General features: G+C 71.4%; 17 protein-coding genes and 2 pseudogenes. 8 read left to right on the forward strand and 11 right to left on the reverse strand.

What is annotated here, in order from left to right; translation table 11 throughout:
* Positions 1 to 307, reverse strand: a pseudogene (locus tag BLR33_RS09070) (hypothetical protein); the annotation flags it as partial.
* Positions 308 to 576: 269 nt separating this feature from the next.
* Between BLR33_RS09070 and tpg the strand changes: the two are divergent.
* The 6 genes and pseudogenes from tpg to BLR33_RS35115 all read left to right on the forward strand — a co-directional run bounded on the left by tpg (position 577) and on the right by BLR33_RS35115 (position 6,051).
* Positions 577 to 1,347, forward strand: a complete 771-nt coding sequence (gene tpg / locus BLR33_RS37100; RefSeq protein WP_407639656.1) for a telomere-protecting terminal protein Tpg — start codon at positions 577 to 579, stop codon at positions 1,345 to 1,347.
* Positions 1,348 to 1,494: 147 nt separating this feature from the next.
* Positions 1,495 to 1,794, forward strand: a pseudogene (locus tag BLR33_RS36005) (P-loop NTPase fold protein); the annotation flags it as partial.
* Positions 1,795 to 2,029: 235 nt separating this feature from the next.
* Positions 2,030 to 3,646 carry a P-loop NTPase fold protein gene (locus BLR33_RS09080; protein ID WP_245771300.1) on the forward strand — a complete coding sequence of 539 codons (1,617 nt, stop codon included), beginning with the start codon at positions 2,030 to 2,032 and terminating at the stop codon, positions 3,644 to 3,646.
* A 430-nt stretch (positions 3,647 to 4,076) separates the two neighbouring features.
* Entirely contained in the window at positions 4,077 to 5,000 is a 924-nt protein-coding gene (locus BLR33_RS09085) for a hypothetical protein (RefSeq protein WP_143031658.1), read from the forward strand.
* 383 nt (positions 5,001 to 5,383) lie between these two features.
* On the forward strand, positions 5,384 to 5,755 hold the full coding sequence (locus tag BLR33_RS09090) for a hypothetical protein (protein ID WP_093783827.1): 372 nt from the start codon (positions 5,384 to 5,386) through the stop codon (positions 5,753 to 5,755).
* 137 nt (positions 5,756 to 5,892) lie between these two features.
* Complete coding sequence (locus BLR33_RS35115) at positions 5,893 to 6,051, forward strand: hypothetical protein (RefSeq protein ID WP_176930200.1); 159 nt, start codon at positions 5,893 to 5,895, stop codon at positions 6,049 to 6,051.
* Between the two features lie 162 nt (positions 6,052 to 6,213).
* Here BLR33_RS35115 and BLR33_RS09095 read toward each other — a convergent pair whose 3' ends face one another.
* From BLR33_RS09095 to BLR33_RS09115, 4 genes are all read right to left on the reverse strand, one after another.
* Positions 6,214 to 6,816, reverse strand: coding sequence for an HD domain-containing protein (locus tag BLR33_RS09095; RefSeq protein ID WP_093783828.1), 603 nt, complete (start codon positions 6,814 to 6,816; stop codon positions 6,214 to 6,216).
* 205 nt (positions 6,817 to 7,021) lie between these two features.
* The gene (locus tag BLR33_RS09100; protein ID WP_245771301.1) at positions 7,022 to 7,618 is read right to left on the reverse strand and encodes a hypothetical protein; all 597 of its coding nucleotides are present in this window, start codon (positions 7,616 to 7,618) and stop codon (positions 7,022 to 7,024) included.
* A 965-nt stretch (positions 7,619 to 8,583) separates the two neighbouring features.
* Complete coding sequence (locus BLR33_RS09110) at positions 8,584 to 9,348, reverse strand: hypothetical protein (RefSeq protein ID WP_093783830.1); 765 nt, start codon at positions 9,346 to 9,348, stop codon at positions 8,584 to 8,586.
* Positions 9,349 to 9,573: 225 nt separating this feature from the next.
* Positions 9,574 to 9,936 carry a PadR family transcriptional regulator gene (locus BLR33_RS09115; protein ID WP_093783831.1) on the reverse strand — a complete coding sequence of 121 codons (363 nt, stop codon included), beginning with the start codon at positions 9,934 to 9,936 and terminating at the stop codon, positions 9,574 to 9,576.
* 315 nt (positions 9,937 to 10,251) lie between these two features.
* Between BLR33_RS09115 and BLR33_RS09120 the strand changes: the two genes are divergently transcribed.
* Entirely contained in the window at positions 10,252 to 10,554 is a 303-nt protein-coding gene (locus BLR33_RS09120; protein WP_093783832.1) for a hypothetical protein, read from the forward strand.
* Positions 10,555 to 12,249: 1,695 nt separating this feature from the next.
* The gene (locus BLR33_RS34700; protein ID WP_143031659.1) at positions 12,250 to 12,504 is read left to right on the forward strand and encodes a hypothetical protein; all 255 of its coding nucleotides are present in this window, start codon (positions 12,250 to 12,252) and stop codon (positions 12,502 to 12,504) included.
* A gap of 232 nt (positions 12,505 to 12,736) precedes the next feature.
* Here BLR33_RS34700 and BLR33_RS35120 read toward each other — a convergent pair whose 3' ends face one another.
* The 6 genes from BLR33_RS35120 to BLR33_RS09150 form a co-directional block, all read right to left on the reverse strand.
* A complete protein-coding gene (locus tag BLR33_RS35120) occupies positions 12,737 to 12,880 on the reverse strand; it encodes a hypothetical protein (RefSeq protein ID WP_176930201.1) in 144 nt (47 codons plus the stop codon).
* An 87-nt stretch (positions 12,881 to 12,967) separates the two neighbouring features.
* Complete coding sequence (locus BLR33_RS09130; protein ID WP_093783834.1) at positions 12,968 to 13,459, reverse strand: hypothetical protein; 492 nt, start codon at positions 13,457 to 13,459, stop codon at positions 12,968 to 12,970.
* Between the two features lie 527 nt (positions 13,460 to 13,986).
* Complete coding sequence (locus tag BLR33_RS34260) at positions 13,987 to 14,220, reverse strand: hypothetical protein (protein ID WP_143031660.1); 234 nt, start codon at positions 14,218 to 14,220, stop codon at positions 13,987 to 13,989.
* Positions 14,127 to 14,951 carry a replication-relaxation family protein gene (locus BLR33_RS37105; protein WP_407639657.1) on the reverse strand — a complete coding sequence of 275 codons (825 nt, stop codon included), beginning with the start codon at positions 14,949 to 14,951 and terminating at the stop codon, positions 14,127 to 14,129. Before BLR33_RS37105 ends, BLR33_RS34260 begins: the two co-directional genes overlap by 94 nt.
* Positions 14,952 to 15,381: 430 nt before the next feature.
* Positions 15,382 to 15,816, reverse strand: a complete 435-nt coding sequence (locus BLR33_RS36015; protein WP_245771302.1) for a hypothetical protein — start codon at positions 15,814 to 15,816, stop codon at positions 15,382 to 15,384.
* Entirely contained in the window at positions 15,813 to 16,229 is a 417-nt protein-coding gene (locus BLR33_RS09150) for a hypothetical protein (protein WP_093783836.1), read from the reverse strand. The genes BLR33_RS36015 and BLR33_RS09150 overlap by 4 nt, the downstream gene beginning before the upstream one ends.
* Between the last annotated feature and the right edge of the window lie 142 nt (positions 16,230 to 16,371).

The raw sequence follows: 16,371 nt of genomic DNA on the forward strand, positions 1-16,371 counted from the left end.
CGGCGTAGGGGCGGATGTCGGCGAGCGCCTGGAGCAGGGGCTGGCCTTCGGCGGGGCGGTAGCCGTCGATGCGCAGCCACACCGGGCCCGAGAGGCCGTGCTCCTTCAGGCGGTCCAGGGTCGTCATCACCAGGGGAATGCGGCCGGCGAAGTCGAGGTAGAAGGGGTAGAAGTCTCCCTCCCGGTTGACGCCGTGATAGCTGCTGGTCCCGCGCCTTGGTGCCCAGTGCTCGCGGGACAGGCCCGCGACCGCGCGCATCCAGTTGGTGAGCGCCGTAGGGCCGGCCCCGGCGGGGACGATCGCCAACGGCGGCAGCCGGCGGCACTCTGGTCACCCTCACGGCGTTCTGGATCCAGTCCCGGCTCTGACTACGCCTCCGTCCGGTCGGCGCCATTTGCCGACCGGACGGATGACCGCCGGGGCAGGAAAGCCGACTCCTCGGGGCAGGCCGGCGTGCTGCTGGTCCGCGCAGGCATGGAGTGTCCAGCGTGGAGGGCTGGTAGCAGAGACAGCAGTCGCCGTAGGCGGCTATGTCAGAAGAGCCGGAGCACCCGCTGGTGCGTGCCCACGCTTAGATGCTGACGTCGAGGAGGAGGCACGGGGCCTTGGGCGAGATCAATGCCGGTCTGGAGCGGGCTTTGCGTACCCCCGCCTCTGCCGGGCAGCATCACCGCCCGTCTGGGCTTCCTGCTCAGGTTGGAGAAGGGCTCCACGAAGAGGCTGGCGGGGTTCTGGGGGTCTCGCATCGGACCGTGCAGCGGTGGGTCACACCCGGTCCGGGACGGCGGCCGCCGGGCGCTGCGCAGATGCGGGTGATCGAGGAGGTCGTCCGGGCGCGGTGGCGGCCCCGGATTCGCGAGCGGTTGCGGGTGCGGGCCGAGGAGCGCGGTTTCTCCGTGCACACCCGGGCCCGGTTCGGATTCGCCTCCGCGGCAGGTTCCTCCGACGACCCCCGCCGGCGGCTGATCACCCAGCACCTGTCCGGCGCGGTCGCGCGGGAGCTGTTCGCCGCCCGGGACGCCGGCGCCGGCGAGGCGCAACAGATGGCCGTCCTGGCCCGGGCGCTGGGGCGCGCGGGCTTCGAGTGGCCTTCTCCGACGTGGAGTTCGCCGACTTCGCCATCGGCCGACCCGGCCCTCCCCCGGACGAGGGCGAGTGTGGGGTTCCGGGGGCTACCGGTCGCGGGTGGGCGCCGTGCGTGGGACGGCCAGCGGTCGCTGGTAGTGCTCGGCTTGCCTGCGCTCCGCCCAGTCCCACACCGCCAGCCCGCCGGGCCCGGCCACCCACCCACACGCAAACTGGCAAACCCGACACAGCCGGACCGCGGTCTGCTAACCACCCCGTGACAGCCGCTTGGTCACCCCGTGGCAGCGGGCGGGACCACCAAACGGCAGCCGCCTGGTCACCCCTGACAGCATCCGTTCCCCCCGGCCCCTCGTCACCGCGCCCGCGTTCCGCACCAGCACAGGTGCGCGGTCGGGCACGATGAGCCGATGACCGGGGAGAGATTCTTCAACGACGATCCCGTCGACGGGAGCCCTGACGCTCCCGATCTGCTGGGGCGACGGCAGTACGCCCAGCACGCCGTCGCGCTCCTCCAGCAGGTGCGCGAGCAAAGCGAGTCCGGAGTCCTCGCACTCATCGGCCCCTGGGGCTCCGGCAAGTCGTCCGTCCTGCAGATGACGATCCGGCACCTGGAAAACACAGCTGCAGGCACCGACACCAACCCGTGGTCGGTCGCCGAGCTGAACCCGTGGATGTACTCCGACCTCGAGTCGCTGACGCTGGCACTGTTCAGCGAGATCCGCTCCGCCCTCCCCGACGGCAAGCAGTGGTCCGAACCACGCAGGAAGATCGGCGCGTTCGGCCAGTCGATCAGTCCGCTGGGCAAGCTCACCGGGCTGCTGGGCCTGGATTCCTCGGACCTGATCAAAACCTTTGCCGACCGGATAGCCGGGGACACCAGCGCCTCGGCTGCCAAACGCAGAGGCGGCCCTGCGTCAGGCGGCACTGCCGGTCCTGGTGGTCATGGACGACCTGGACCGGCTCACCCCGGAGGAACTGCTGGTCGTCTTCAAGCTCATCCGCCTGGTCGGTCACCTGCCGAACGTGTACTACCTGGTCAGCTTCGACGAACAGACCCTGCTGGACGTCCTGCAGCGTACCGACCTTGTCGGCTCGAAAGACCAGCGTGCCCGGGAATTCCTGGAAGAGCTGATCCAGGTCCGGCTCGATCTGCCGGCCTTCCGCGACCGCGACGTCGACGCCATGGCCACCCGTATCCTGAACGCGCTGCTGGACTCCCACGGGGTGTCCATGACGCCGGAGCAGGAGCGGCGTTTCTCCGAGGCGTACTTCCGGCACCTCCAGGACCGGCTGCGGACGCCGCGGGCCGTCAAGCGCTACTTCGGCCAGGCTGGTGCAACGCTCGGTTCGCTGGCCGGGGAGGTCGATCTCGTCGACTTCCTGATCGTCACCTTCCTGCGGACCAGCGAGTCCGGCGTCTACCGGATGCTGGGCCGACATCGAGGCGAGCTGACCGGGACCAGCATCGACCCGGCGCTGCGGCATGACGCCCGGCCCGGTGAGCGCGCCGAGCGGTGGAAGGAGCGCCTGCGCCGGGCCGGTGTCGCCGACGACAACCTGAACGGGGTACTGCGGCTGCTCGGGCTGCTGTTCCCCGCCGTCCAACAGGCCGTCGGCAACGGCGGCGACTCCCGCGCCGTTGCACGCCGGCGCGGGATCGGCAGCCCCGACTACTTCGACCGGTACGTCGTCTTCACCGTCCCTGCCGACGACCTGCCCGAAGCCGCCTTCGCACAGGCCCTCGCCCAGCTCGCCGCAGGGACCGGAGGCGATCAGGCAACCGAACTGCTGGTAAGGCTAAGGGAGGACACCCACCGCATCATCCGGCGCATCGACCAAGCACGGGACGACGGCGTCGACGTCTCCGCCGCCGCGGTGCTCCAGGCCCTGGCCGACAACTACGGCCAGCTGACCGCGCATCCAGAAGCGATGGGGCTACTGGGCCCCGACCGGCGGGTGCGCTTCTTCGCTCCCGCCCTCCTCCTCGACCTGTCCCCCGACCAACGACCAGCCGCCGTGGCCGCTATGGCCACCACCCCCGCCGGAGCAGTCCTGGCCACCCGGACCCTCCACCGCGCCACCAACCCCGACGACACCGCATCCGAACACGTGACAGCCACCGAAGAATGGGCAGCCCAGGCCCGCGACGCCCTCACCGCCCGCCTGGCCGAACACCTCGCACCAGCCACCGAGCGGCCCGCCACCAACCTCACCGAGCAGGAATGCGAGCTGATCTGGATGTGGCGCCACACCGACCCCGACGGCATCCGCACCTGGCTGAGAGACCGCCTCCAAAACGGATGGGAACTCCTCCCCCTCCTCGCCAAACTCATCACCCCCGCGCAGTACCCGGAACCCCTCATCAACGACGACACCTGGGCCGGCCTCGACGCCATGTTCACCCACGACGCCCTCTACGCCCGCCTCACATCCCACCTCGACAACCCCGACACCCCGCAACCCGCCGACCAACGCCAAGCCGACATCCTCCAAGCCCTCCGCGACCACCGACCCGACCCGCACCAAACCACCCCGGACACCCCCCAAAAAAACCCGTGATGCACCGGCCCTGCCCTTCCGGGGCCACCCACAGGAGCAGCCCCCTACGACATCCGACCCACCCCGGCCTCGCCGCAAAACGGCAGCCCCTTGGTCGCCCCGTGACAGCAGACCACCGCACGTCCACAGAGCATGACCAGGCAATCAACAAACGAACACGACTGACACCCAACCGCTGCCACCAGCACGCCTGCTCACACGCGCCGCGGCGACGGCGCCGGGCCGGGGTCACGGGGAGGGGTGGGGCCGCGTATCGACTCGTCAACGATGCGCGGCTGCTCTCCCGTCCCGCCGCCGGGGCAGGGGATCCTCGTACGGAGCACGGGTGCGGCCGGCAACCGTGGCGCCGGGGGCGTCCGCCGGGGCCGTACCCGCCGGCGAGCCCCGCGGGACCGTACCCCGGGGCGCGCGACAGCAGGGGGGCTGACGCATGGCTGAACCGGAAGAGGCTGTCCCGAGCGGGTTCCCGCCCAGGACGGCGGCGGCGACCTGGCTCGGGAGGTCCTGCGGCTGCCTGGTCGTGGTGGTCGTCCTGCTCGTCGCGTGGCTGGGGTGGAGCGTGTACCGGTGGGACCATCCGACCCCGCCGGACGTGAAGTCCTTCGCCCGGTCCGCCGCCACCCGGGCGGCCGACCGAGCCGCCACCGCCACCGCGAACCGCCAGATCAGCGGCTTCCGCGAGGCCGCCTGGTGGGCCACCTACCTGGGAACGTCCACAGTGGACGCGTGCTCCTCCCAGAGCGGTGCCTCGTCCTTCGGTGCCCGCCCGCGCTGGGCACCGGTCACGTGCCGGCGGACCACCGCCGCCTACCTCGCGTTCGACGGTGACGTCGGGCAGCGATTGGGCCGACTCGACGCGGTGACACGGAAACTGGGCTGGGCCGCACCGCCGTACGGCCGCCAGGACCCCTCCGGCGCACTGGTCGCCGCGCTCGCGGACCTGCGCCGGCCGCCGGACGGCGCCGGCCCGTCGGAGGTCAAGGAGGCCGCCGCCCGTCCGGCCGACGTCTTCGTGGACTACACCCTGCCGGCCGGCCGGGACACCTCGAACGGACTACAGCTCCAGGTCGGGGTCGCCCAGAATCCGGGTGTGCCGGGCAACACCGACGCGACCTACGTCGACCCGTCCAAGAAGCCTCGCAGTACGGCATCCGACTACCGATCGGTGTACTTCACGTGGCAGCCGCTGTCAGCGAAGTCCGTCACGGCTCGCGCCTACCGGACCCACGCCTACACCCTCGCCGTCACGGTCACCTCCACCTACGCCACCGAACTCCCCAAGCCCCACCACACGGCCCCGCACCCGACGGCGTACTACTCCCCCTGCTACAGCGGCGGCCCCAGCTGCCCCTGACAAACGGGCTCCACCGGCTCCGGGAAAAGAGAGGGGGCACCGGCCACCGGGCCGGAGCCCCCTTTGCGGAGCGTGGACTACCCGCCCCACCCGGAAAGTGCCGCAAGGGGTCACACCAACATCGCCGCCGCCCGACGACACACCGCCCGCGACCGGCCAGGGCCCCTGGCCGCCCTCGACCGCCCTCGGCCGCCCTCGGCCGCACCGGATGAAACCGGACGGACCTCGATCACCCAACAACCCCCGGCCGGGGCCCGGTAGTTGTCACCGACGGCACCACATAGGCTGCGAAGGAACCAGGTCGAAGCAGCCGGACAGTCACCAGAGAGGCGCTGCAGTTGTCACACCCGACCGATGGCCGGTGTTCTTGTCACCAGGTCGCAGTGACGCGCGACGATCTCATAGGCATGATCGGCGAACAGACTCCGGCGTGCGGACCCGCACGCGACGCTTTGATCGCCGGGGGTGACTTCGTCGTCTGGGAGGGCCTGACCCCCGCCGATCAGCACGCGGGTGTCTTCCGGCGTCGGCTGCGCCGCTCCGAGCGGCGTGGCCACGTGTTCGAGGGCCTTGCCGCCTCCGTCGACATCTTCCAGCAGGCCGGGGACGAGCTCCTCCGTGCCGGCTGCATTGAGCCGGTGGACAAATCGCCGGTGTTCATGATCTTTCTGGACTCCACAGCGACAGCAGTGGTGGCCTGCTACCGCATGCGTCGGCCCACCACCCCGCAAACGACGGCAGACGCCCCCGAGTGACAGCAAACGCGCCTTTGTGGCAACTATCGTGCTTCGGCTCACCCTGGCTGGTGGGGGCAGGGTCGGTGACCGTCGTCAGAGGCCCAGCTCGATGCAGTCGCTATCGGTGACCTCCCCAGCAGATGAGGTGGTTGGCGATGGACGCCAGTGGCATGGCGGGCGACGTGGACGGCCGGCCGCCTCCGGGCGGGCCCTCGACAGCGCCGTTGACGACGGGCTCGTCGGTGGGCACGACGAGCCGCGGGGCCCGGCGGCCGGCCAACGACGGCCGCGGCCCGATGTCGGTCCAGGCCTGACAGGTGGAGTTCGTCGACGACCCGGTGGGTCCAGTCCGGCTCTGCTGCAGCCCGGGTAGGCGGCTGATCTCTCTCCACGAGGCGCCTACCGAACGCGCCGGCGGCAGGCGCTCCATCCTGCCGTCGGCCTCTCGTGCCCTGCCCGCAGGTCCGGCGGGAGCGCTATTCGGAGCGCAGGGCGTGGGCGTAGCGTGACTGCAGCGGTTCAAGGTCGGGATCGCCGAACTCGTCGCGCAGCTCGGCGAAAAGGGCTTCCTTGTCGGGGCCGAAGCGGGCGACTTCGCGGGCATAGGCGTCGGGGGTCAGGAATGCGGGCGGGGAGGACTTGGTGTGGAACTTGTCGGCGTACATCACCAGCTTCTCCTCGCGGGTGATGGCTGTGTAGTCGCCGGGCGGGATGGGCAAGTGCCGGCGTTCGATGTCCTGGCGGGTCAGGCCGACGCCGGTGTGGCAAGAGCAGATGCGGGCGATCTGCTCGGGCCAGCCTTCAGCCTGGAGGATCGCGTGGCCGGCGACGCCGTGCCGGATGTAGGTGCCGGGTGTGATCGTGCCCTCGGGCCGGTAGAGGGTGTAGACCCCGACGTCATGGACGAGGGCGCCGATGCGCACCAGATCGTGGTCGATGTCGAGCTGACGTCGGTCGGCCAGGTCCAAGGCAAGCGCCGCGACGATCTCGCAGTGCGTGTAGATGAGCTCCAACGCCGCGGTCGTCGGGGCGTGTTTGGTGTGCAGGGCGGGGGCGTCCTCGACGGTGGGCCAGGTCACGCCGTGATCGTACTGCTGTCGATCCCGCCCGGATCCGGGGTTCGGCCGGTCTGGCGCCGGAGGGCGTACCTCTGCCGTGGGGGGTGCGTGACTGCGGAGCGGTGCCGGAGGAGGCGCCGGCTGCGTTAGCAGCCCGGCGAGCCAACCCTGTTGGTCCACCCGGCTTGGGTGCCCCTCGCCCGCCCCCTCCGAAGGCGTTTCCCTGTCAGGAGCCGGCTTGGATCTCGACACGATGGCGGAGGTACTCGTCGGGGTGGTTCCGAGCGACCGCCACAGCTTGGTCCACGAGTGCGTGCAGCTCCGGAGGGTACGACGAGTGTCGCAGGCGGAGCAGCGGGAGGATGCACCGGCGGACGTCCAGGTGCTCGTTACGCAGGAACTCACGCAAGGCCAGCTCGTTCCACTCGCGTGCCAGCACGCAGGGATCGTCGGGCTCGGGAGCCCCGGCGGGCCCTTCGGCCACCACCGTCGGCATGCGCAACGGCAGGGCCGACCAGTACCAGGCGCGGGCGGCACCGGCCCGTTCCGGGTCCGGGCCGGTCGTCAGGACATCGAGCAGCGCCGCCCGCAGACGCCGCCGCCCGAAGGCGTTCAGCGCGGGTTCGACAAACCCCCGGTTGAAGCTCGGGTTCGGGTCCCGCACGGCCGCCGCGACGAGTACGTCGAAGGCCCCCGCGGGAAGGACCACGCCCTCACGGCACAGCTCGCGCAGCGCTCTTCGAGCCCCCTGCACCTGCGGGTAGCCATCCGGCGCGGGTGCAGAGTCGACATCGAGCCCGATCACCCGGACGACATCCGCCACGGAGCGAAGGAACCCCGCGGTCCCGTCCTCATCCGGCCCTGGCAGCGCCATGAACATCCGCGGACCACTGTCCTGCCGGCCACCCGCATCCTTACCACCCGCGTCCACCACGGCCCACCCCTGTCTCCCCCGCCTGCGTACAAGTATGGGAGCAGCCACCCCCACGACAGCCGGCCCAGCACATCCTCGCCGCAGAACCACAGCCACTTGCTCACCCGTGACAGCAGGCCACCCCCCGCCCACAGCACATCACCAGGCAATCGACAGCCGAACACCGCTGACGCACAACCGCCGCCAACAACACGCCCACCCACAGCCGGCTCATGGAGATCGAGGCGCGGCGCGAGCAGGGGCTGCCGGCCGGCCCCGCCGCCGGGGCGCTGACCGAAGAGCGCAGGGACGCGCTCGAGGCGATCGACCCGTCCTGGTGCCCGGCCCGGCCGGTCGCCTGGCAACGCTGCTATCGGCTGTGCCGCAACCTCATCGAGGCCGGCACCGAACTGCCCACCGCGCCCGGGCAGACGAGCCTCCAGGGCGAGGACTTGGAGGCGTGGATCCAGGCGCAGCGCCTCGCCTGGGACCGGCTGCTGCCCGCACAGCAGTGGATGCTGGAGAACACACTCCACCTGTCCCCGGCAGAGCCCGACGAGCGGCCGCCGGCGCCCCGCAAGCAGGCCGACAAGTGGGCGCTGAACATCCGGGCCGCCAAGGCGTTCCACACCCGCGAAGGCCACCTGCAGGCCGTTCCCCGCAAGGCGGTCGTCCACCTCGGCGAGCCGGACGGATCGCAGACCACCGTGAAGCTGGGGCTGTTCATCGACAACGCCCGCAGACGCGCAGACAAGCTCACCCCCGAACGGCGCGCCGGACGGAGCTCGACGCCCTCGGCATGCGCCGGTAGACAGCGCGCAGTCAAGGGCCGGGCCCGGGCATCCCGTCGGGGACCCCGGCCCGGGCCCTGCCGCTCACCTGTGGGCTCGGGGCGGGATTGTGCGCAGGAGGGCGGCGGCGGTGCAGGCGGCAGCAAGCAGGACGGCCGGCAGAGCCGTGTCGAGTGTCGGGACGGCGGCAGGCTGGGTGAGGGTGAATGCGGCTGCGAGGATTCCGGTGGGGAGCAGGTACACCCCGGCTGCGATGGCCCAGCGTGGGTCGCCGGTCTCGACGGTGGCCCGCAGCGCGATCAGCAGGAAGCCGGTACTGGCGATGATCGGCAGCACCAGCAGAGCAGTGAGTGGAGCGCGGAGGGGCTGGTGATCCCAGGAATGATTTCCGGCGGGCAGGAGCGGATTGGTGCAGGCGTTGAGCACGGCCTGCAGCAGCGGGAGCGTCAGCCACCACCACGAGCGCCGGGGCAACGGGCCCCGGGCCCGCCTGCGCAGTGCGAGGACGACGGCACCCGCCGCGATCACCCAGGCCTCCAGCACGCCGGGAAGCGTCCAGAGAACGCTGCCCCACAACGGCTGGACCTGGATCATTGTCGAGGAGACGATCTCCACCCTGGTATAGGGCCAGCCGGCCGCCAGATGCCCCTCGTAGGTCGCCGATGCCGCCTGGATCAGCGCCAGGACCGCCGCGGTGCCCATCCGGCCGAGGAGTATCGGAACCACGACCAGCAGCGGGGGCAGCAGGATCGCCGGCGCGGCATGACCGGTGGTCAACAAGCTGCCCAGGGGCCACGACCCGGCCTGCACCAGAGCCAGCAGGAGCACACCGAGCTGCAGACCCGCCACCCACGCCGGCGTCTCCCCCCAGCCGAGTGCGCACGCGGGTGACCAGCCCGGCATCCAGCAGGCCCGCGGACTCACGCAACGACGGCAGCCGCCGCGACGGATACGCCTCCATCAGCGTGCCGATCAGTTCGCCACCGTGACGCTCGCGGTACGGCGCGGGATAGCCGCGCAGCATCACCCGGTACCACCGCTCCACCCAGCCCCTGCCTTCCGGTCGGCGGCCGGTCACGCGATCACCACTGCCCCCGCGGCCGCAGCCGGCCCCGTGCCGCTCGCGGGGCGCTTCGAGGCCGCTGTCCGCCCCGTCACCACAGCCGCGGCAGCGGCCAGCCGCCCGGCCTCCTCCTGCACGGATTCGCGTCCCGATGCCGTGGCCCGGAAGTAGCGCCGCGGCCGCCCCGCGACGACCTCCTCGCGGTCCACCTCGATCAGCCCCCCGTCCGTCATCCGCTCCAACGCCCCGTACAGGGTCCCGACGGCGAGACCGACCCGGCCCCCCGACAGTTCCTGCACCCGCTTGATGACCGCATAGCCGTGCAACGGCCCGTCCAGCAGCGCCGCAAGGATGAAGTACGTGGCCTCACTCATCACGCTTCGTTGTCTTCCCACACCCCGACAATATATCGGCCGTCGAAGTATGCGAAGCCGTCGGGAAGATCACTCGACCGACAGGGCCCCGCCCCGGCAGACCACCTTGCAGAGCAACCTTCGTCGACAACGCCCGCGGGCAGGCCGACAATCCCAGCGAGCAGCGACGCGCGGAACCCGACGCACTGGGGATTCGCTGGTAGACGTCGGCGATGGTCGGGCCCGCTCCCTGATGGAGTCCTGGACCGGACCGGGGCAGCGCCCAAGGGCCGAGGACGTCGGCGACGTCCGTCGAACGGCCGATATGGTGCCGCCATGCCAGGCATACGCAGCAGGCTGCTGCGCGCATTCTGGGCCGTGGACCGCATGCTCGGCGGTGAGCAGCCCCTCACCCGCACGGAACGGTTCGTCGCAGCTCGACACCCCGTCCGCCTCGGCGTCGCGGTCGGCGCCTGCTGGACCGCGTTCTTCACCCTGCTGCCCGGTACGCAATCCGCAGACGTCGTGGTCGGCGTCGCCGGCGGAATGTTCCTCGGCGCGCTCTCCGGCTTCACCGCACGCTACTTGAGGGCACGCCAGCACCGCCTGCAACGAATACGACTCCGGGACGGCGCGTGAACCGCACCCGGAACGTGCACTTCCCCCGCCGCGCGGGCCCCTCTCACCACCACCGCCGTGAACACGAGACACCGCAGGCGGTCGGCGGAGATCGAGACGCGGCCTGAGGCCGACCCGCCGGACGGCCCCGTCACCGGAGCGCCGACCGGAGAACGCCACAACGGGCTCGGGGCCGGCACCCCGCTGCCGGGACCCGGCGAGGCCGCCGTGCAGGGCCACGGCCTCGGGGCGGGGTCCAGACACAGCGCCGCGACCGGGACCAACCGCGACCCAGCAACGGGTGCTCGAGCACACGCGCCACCTCGACACCAGTCAGCAGATCCGATGCGGGAAGGAGGGCCGCCCCGTGCACCGCTCGTCACCCGTGGCCGGGCACGGTGCCCGCGGAAACCTCGGGCACCATGCCGGCGGGGGCTGAAAGAATCCGCCCACGGGCAAGAAGCATCCGCGCACCGGGTCCCCGGCCGAGATCGTGGCCTCACATCCACGACCCCGGGAACCGCTCGGCGGATGGATCCAGTCACCAGCCGGCCGTTCGGAGTCCGTCGACGACGTGGGCCAACTCTGGCAGAAGGTCCGCGGCCCGCTCGACCGAAAGCTCGCCCGACATCTGCCGACCCACGCGGACACCTCGATCATCGGAGAAGGCGGCGAAGGCCGATCCCGCCACGTACCCGCGGACAACCGACACGCCACCCGGAACGACATCGAGCACAGGATCAACGCGGACACGATACCGAACAACGCCCCCCATCAGTTCGACTCGACAGAAGACCCGACCCTCCTCCACATCGAGGAAAACCGCCGACCCCGCGGAACCAACCGAGAACAGCCGCCATCACCACACCCCGCACACCCCGGACACCGCGACCCCCTCAACCGCCCAGGAAACCCGAGGAAGCATGGCCGCGGCCGAACACACGCCCCGCCTGTTCCCGGCCCGTTCATGCACAACACCCGCAGGCACGCAGACAAGCCCAACCCCGAACAGCGCGGAACGACACCAGGAGCTCACCGAACCGGCCATGCGCTGATAGCGGCGCGCAGCGAAAGCCCGGGCCGGGGCAACCTGCCGGGCACCCCAGGCTCGGCCCTTGCCTACCGCCGTGGCCGCCCCGCTGACACAGAACGACCAACCCGGCCCGCCTGTTGCCACCGAGCCGTCAGGCAGGCGTACAGCGGCCTTCCCGGAGCGTTCGGCGGCGCTGTCCTCCCCCTGGCCGAACGGGGCCGTCGCGGCGGCCGGAAGCCGGACGCCGCGACACCAATCCCTCGGCCCAGCCCCGAGGTGTCCGGTCCGCAGTTCCGTTCGCTCCCTCTTCGCCAGCGCTGAGGGCAAGGACAGGGACACAGAGGGGAAGTCGGCATGCCGCCGCAGTGCGGCGGACATCACTACCGCAGGTCGGAGGCGGTCTTCCGGCCGTGCGCGGCCCAGCGGTACGAACGAGTGGTTGAACGCCTGGTTGCCGTACGGCCCGATGAACCACCCCGCGCCGGGCAGGCCGCATCCGCCGGACCCGCGGCCTGCCCGGCGCACCCTGCGTCCGGTCGCGTTCGCAGTTGCACCGTGGCCGGGCTCCGAGCTGCGGGGCGCAGGAACGGGTTGCTCGGAGCGGCTCGAGTGGGACAGTGATGTAGATCGGTGCTGTTGCCAGTGCTCCACGAAGCGGTAGGCGGGCCGATACGGTGGCGGCCGTGGGACAACGATCGGGCTTGATCGCAGAGATCGCGGAAAACGTGGTGAACGCCGGCACCGTCGCTTTCGTACTGGCCGGACTGGTGCCGCTGTTGTGGGAACACGACGGCTGGTCGGGAGTCACGCACCGGACCGGCTCGGTCGCCCCGCTGTCAGTGGCCTATGCACTGTTCGGCCCGCTGGGCCGTCGATGGAAGACCCGCCGGGGCCGGCGTCGCGCCGAGCGGCAACAGGCGGATGCAAGGATGCGCTGACCTGTGCGGGAACACCTGCAGCCTTGACCCGACATATGCGGAGTCGAACCGTACCGGACAACTGCGCGGGCCTGGAGGGGCCTTGACGACGGGGCTGCGCTCCAGGCCCTCCCCCTGAGCGAACGCGAGGCCGGAGCGCACTCCTCACGTGGTGGCCCTGCGCACTGTCACCGTGGTGATACTTCCGGCCCCCGGGGCACCGTCGCGCCGGTGAGATCCGCGGGCCGGCACGTCACTGGTCGTCCTCGAGTCCGGCGTCGCCCCACACGCCGGCGAGTTCCTCCGTCCTACGCTCCCGGGCCTCGAACCACTGCGCGAGCGCCCACGCGGCCTTCGGCTTGCGCTTCCTGGCTGCCTCCCGGGGTTCCTCCTGCACCCTGGCGGCGGCTCGCGCTCCTCCTGGCGCTGGTCGTACTCGGCTCCGGGTGAAGGTCGGTGAGCGCCCGGAGTACAGGGCGTTCGATCAGGCGCGCGGGCCGAAGAGGGAGGAGATCACCTCGTCGGGTGTCGGCCATGGGGCGGATCCGCCGGAGTCCCGGTGGCGCTGCTCGCGCCTTTCGTAGGCGCGCTCGTACGCCTCGACAGCGGTCCGCAGCCGGTGCGCCGACACCTTCTTGTCGCGGGCGATCAGGAGCTCCGCAATCGTGGTCCCGGGAGGGCCGGGCGTGAGCCCGGCGTCGGCCAGGAGCCGGTGCACGTTCTCCTCCAGGGCCTGTGTGCGGCGGGCGGCCTCCTCGGCGGCCTTGGCACGCGCCCTCTCCCGCTTGCGTTCCCGATCACGCTCGCGCTCCCAGCGCCTCAGGGCGAGCTCGCGGCCGTACTCGGCCCCACGAGCCTGCGCAGCGCGGGCCTCCTCATACCGGGTTCCGGCGGCGACCTCCGCCACCAGGGTGCGAATCGCGTCGGGCCCCTTGCATCCTTCATCGGCGGCCCGCGTCACGGCCTCGACCGTCACCTCGTCGAGGACCCGCTACGGGACCCCGCCCTCCCTTGCCTGCCGGTGGACCTCGTCGGTGACGTCCTGGATCAGGTGTCGCGCACGCTCGGCCGTCCTTCCGCCCCACCACGCCATGTCCGCAGTAAACAGCCGCGAGGCCGCCGGTGGCCACCGCGTCAGCCCGGTTCCTCGGCGAGTCCCGGGACGATGTTTGCCGGTCCGTGTACATGGCAGAGCCGGTAGATGTTCTCGGACTGCCGTTTTCCGTATCGGTGTTCGGGAAGGCCTGGGCGGCGCCGGGGCGGCGTTCGATCTCCCGGTTCGAGCTGGGTCCGGATCGATTCGGCAGCGGGCCGGGCAAAGACCGTGCGGATCGTCGCGGCGACCGTTTCCGCAGATCCCTTCGGAATCACGGAGAGGACGTTGCGCACGAAGTCAGGCCGGCCGGCAGCCGATCGGTCTGGGCTTGACGGAGCCGCCGCGCTCCGGGCCACCCACCGGAGCAAAGCGACGGGCTCGAGCAGCCCCAACCGCTACCCGACGGGTCACCGCGGGGCCGGGAGCCGGTCCTCCAGGTTCCAGCCGCCCGCCGGGGCGCCCGCGACCCGCCGCACCGACCGTGCCGGGCCGTGCGCAGCAAGGCGGGCCGCGGTCGTGGTCGTGGTCGTGGTCGTGGTCGCGACGGTCAGGCGCCGGGAACGGACCGGCGCGGCGCCGGCGGCGCGGGCCAGGAACTCCGCCTCCCGCTTCTCCGGCGCGGCGGCGAACACCACCAGCACCGGCGGGAACGGCGGCTGGAAACCCGTGGGCGGTGTAGTGCAACTGCCAGTGCGGGCGCGGCTCCCTGCCTGCGTTGCCGCGCCCGGACGGAGGCGCGGTGCGGGGCGGTGCGGTAGGCGGCGTAGCGGCCCAATTTCGCCCGCAGGCAGGCGTAGGCCATCGTGCCGCGGTCCACTTCCACGAACGCGAACCGGCCCGTGGCGAGCAGCACCACGGCGTCGGGGATCAGCGGCCCGGCCAGCGTCGGATGCGCCGGCTCGAGCTGCCAGTCCCCCGCAGCTGCCGCGCCCGCGGCGTGGAACGTGACGGCGGCGTCGACCAGGGCCGGGCCGTGCTCGCGCAGCCCCGTCCTCGCTGCGGCCTTCCGGCCCGTGGCGCGGGCGCCGGCCGCCCCGGCGGCCCCGTTGAAGGCGGGCAGCAGCCCTGAGGCGGCCGCTTCCGCGAGGCCTGCCGTGACGCAGAACCAGTACGACTGCAGAGCGCGCCGCACCCGCCCGGCCAACGGCGGCCGCTCGACAGGTCGCGCAGGGCCCGGCGCGCGTGGTTGCGTGCCCTCCTGGTGCGGCACCAGCAGGACGCGCAGTTGCTCAGGGGTCGCTAGCCGGAACCGGGCCGGCGTCACCAGGACCTCGCCGCGGACCTCCGCACCCGCCCGCACCACCCGCGCCGCCCGCGCCGCCTGCCGGCCCCGTCCTGCGGCCCCCCGGGCAGACCCCGAAGAGAACAACACCTCCTTCCCCCGCCCGTTCAAGGCCGGGAGAAGAGGAGTCGCAGTCCCGGGAAGCGGCCGGACAAGAGACGCGACCAGGAACGATGCCCGGTGCCGGCGGAAGGGGTACGGGACTTGCCGCGGGGCCCGGCGCGGGGCCGGCTACAGGCCTCGCCGCGACAGCGGCTGCAGCGGGGGCATGGGCAGTTGCACCGCGCGGACAGGTCGGACGGGTCGGATCGATCGGCTCCATCATCGAGGACGCCTCCAGGCAAAGGGGCGGACCTACTTCCGCCTTCACCCGCTACAAGTGCCAAACGATCTTCCCGTGTGACACCCGACCCGGCGGACCGGGGCCAGCACCCGCACGGACCCGCTCCATGCTGGAGGGCCGCGCATGAGCTTGACGTTCAACCTCTGGTTCCTGCACAGGGGGCGCGGCGGAGGGCGTTCAGATCCAGTTGCCCCAGCCGAACGTGGCGATGTAGGCCCGACGGACGGCATCCCGGCCACGGCCGCTGCCGATGTGGATCACCGCCAGTGCAAGAAGGAACCAAGCCAAGAGAACGCCAGCAATGATCAAAGTCCATCGAGCGCCAGAGAAAGTGGCGACGACAATCAAGGCGATGACGGTCACGCCCAAGCCCATGTGGGCGGCCGGCAGGTCCGAGCGCAAGGCCTCGCGCACAGTGCGGCGTGCTTGCTGTATGTCCCGGTTGTAGCGAGCACGAGCTGCGCTTTCGATGTTCTCCCGCTCAAAGCTGTGCTCCACCGCTGGCCCCCTGTGGATCTCCGGCTGATGCTGCAACCCGAGCAGCCCGTCGACGACCATCATCGGCTGTTTCGCAGCGGCTTCGTCCCCCTCTTCTGGCGGGCGGCCGTTCATGGGCCTCGCTCGCCCAGTACACGATCGCGATATGCGCGCCAGGCGTCCAAGGCGGACCGGGCCGAGTCAGCGGTGAGGAAGTCTCCCGAACCGGTCTCGAAGGCTCGCGCCTTCAGGGCATCCGCGACCGCGAGAGCCGCAGGGGCTGCTGCTTCGCTGTCGCCATGAACGAACAGGCTCACCCCGGTGACCGGCGAGTCGTCAGCTTCACTGACCGGCATGCTGATCGAGAAGCCCGGCCCTTCGTAGTCGACCCACCCGTCCGGTGAGAACCCGACGCCTGGCAGCACCTTCGAAAGGACACCGCGAACATCCCGGCCCGTGCCCAGACTCGCCGGATCCCAGTCGTCGGGGATCTCGTCGATGGCACCGGCCTCGGGTGGAAACTGCATGATGAAGACGTCCCAGCTCACCCGCTCAAGCTACGCGTCAGCACTGACACTCAACCCGTCGCCCAACCGGCCACCCGGCCAAAAAACAAGCTGACCGCCCGACGCCGGCCGCGCCCCAGATCGGGCCCGCAACGGGGACGGGAGGACGTCGGCCCGGCTTCCA

This window comes from Actinacidiphila guanduensis (assembly GCF_900103985.1).
Lineage (GTDB): Bacteria > Actinomycetota > Actinomycetes > Streptomycetales > Streptomycetaceae > Actinacidiphila > Actinacidiphila guanduensis.

What these genes read in the sequence shown, in the direction of transcription:
- BLR33_RS09115 (WP_093783831.1), bottom strand. Translation starts at nt 9,936, where the DNA reads ATGAGTGAGGCCACGTACTTCATCCTTGCGGCGCTGCTGGACGGGCCG.
- BLR33_RS36015 (WP_245771302.1), bottom strand. Translation starts at nt 15,816, where the DNA reads ATGAACGGCCGCCCGCCAGAAGAGGGGGACGAAGCCGCTGCGAAACAG.
- BLR33_RS09120 (WP_093783832.1), top strand. Translation starts at nt 10,252, where the DNA reads ATGCCAGGCATACGCAGCAGGCTGCTGCGCGCATTCTGGGCCGTGGAC.
- tpg (WP_407639656.1), top strand. Translation starts at nt 577, where the DNA reads ATGCTGACGTCGAGGAGGAGGCACGGGGCCTTGGGCGAGATCAATGCC.
- BLR33_RS35115 (WP_176930200.1), top strand. Translation starts at nt 5,893, where the DNA reads ATGGACGCCAGTGGCATGGCGGGCGACGTGGACGGCCGGCCGCCTCCG.
- BLR33_RS09080 (WP_245771300.1), top strand. Translation starts at nt 2,030, where the DNA reads ATGGACGACCTGGACCGGCTCACCCCGGAGGAACTGCTGGTCGTCTTC.
- BLR33_RS09085 (WP_143031658.1), top strand. Translation starts at nt 4,077, where the DNA reads ATGGCTGAACCGGAAGAGGCTGTCCCGAGCGGGTTCCCGCCCAGGACG.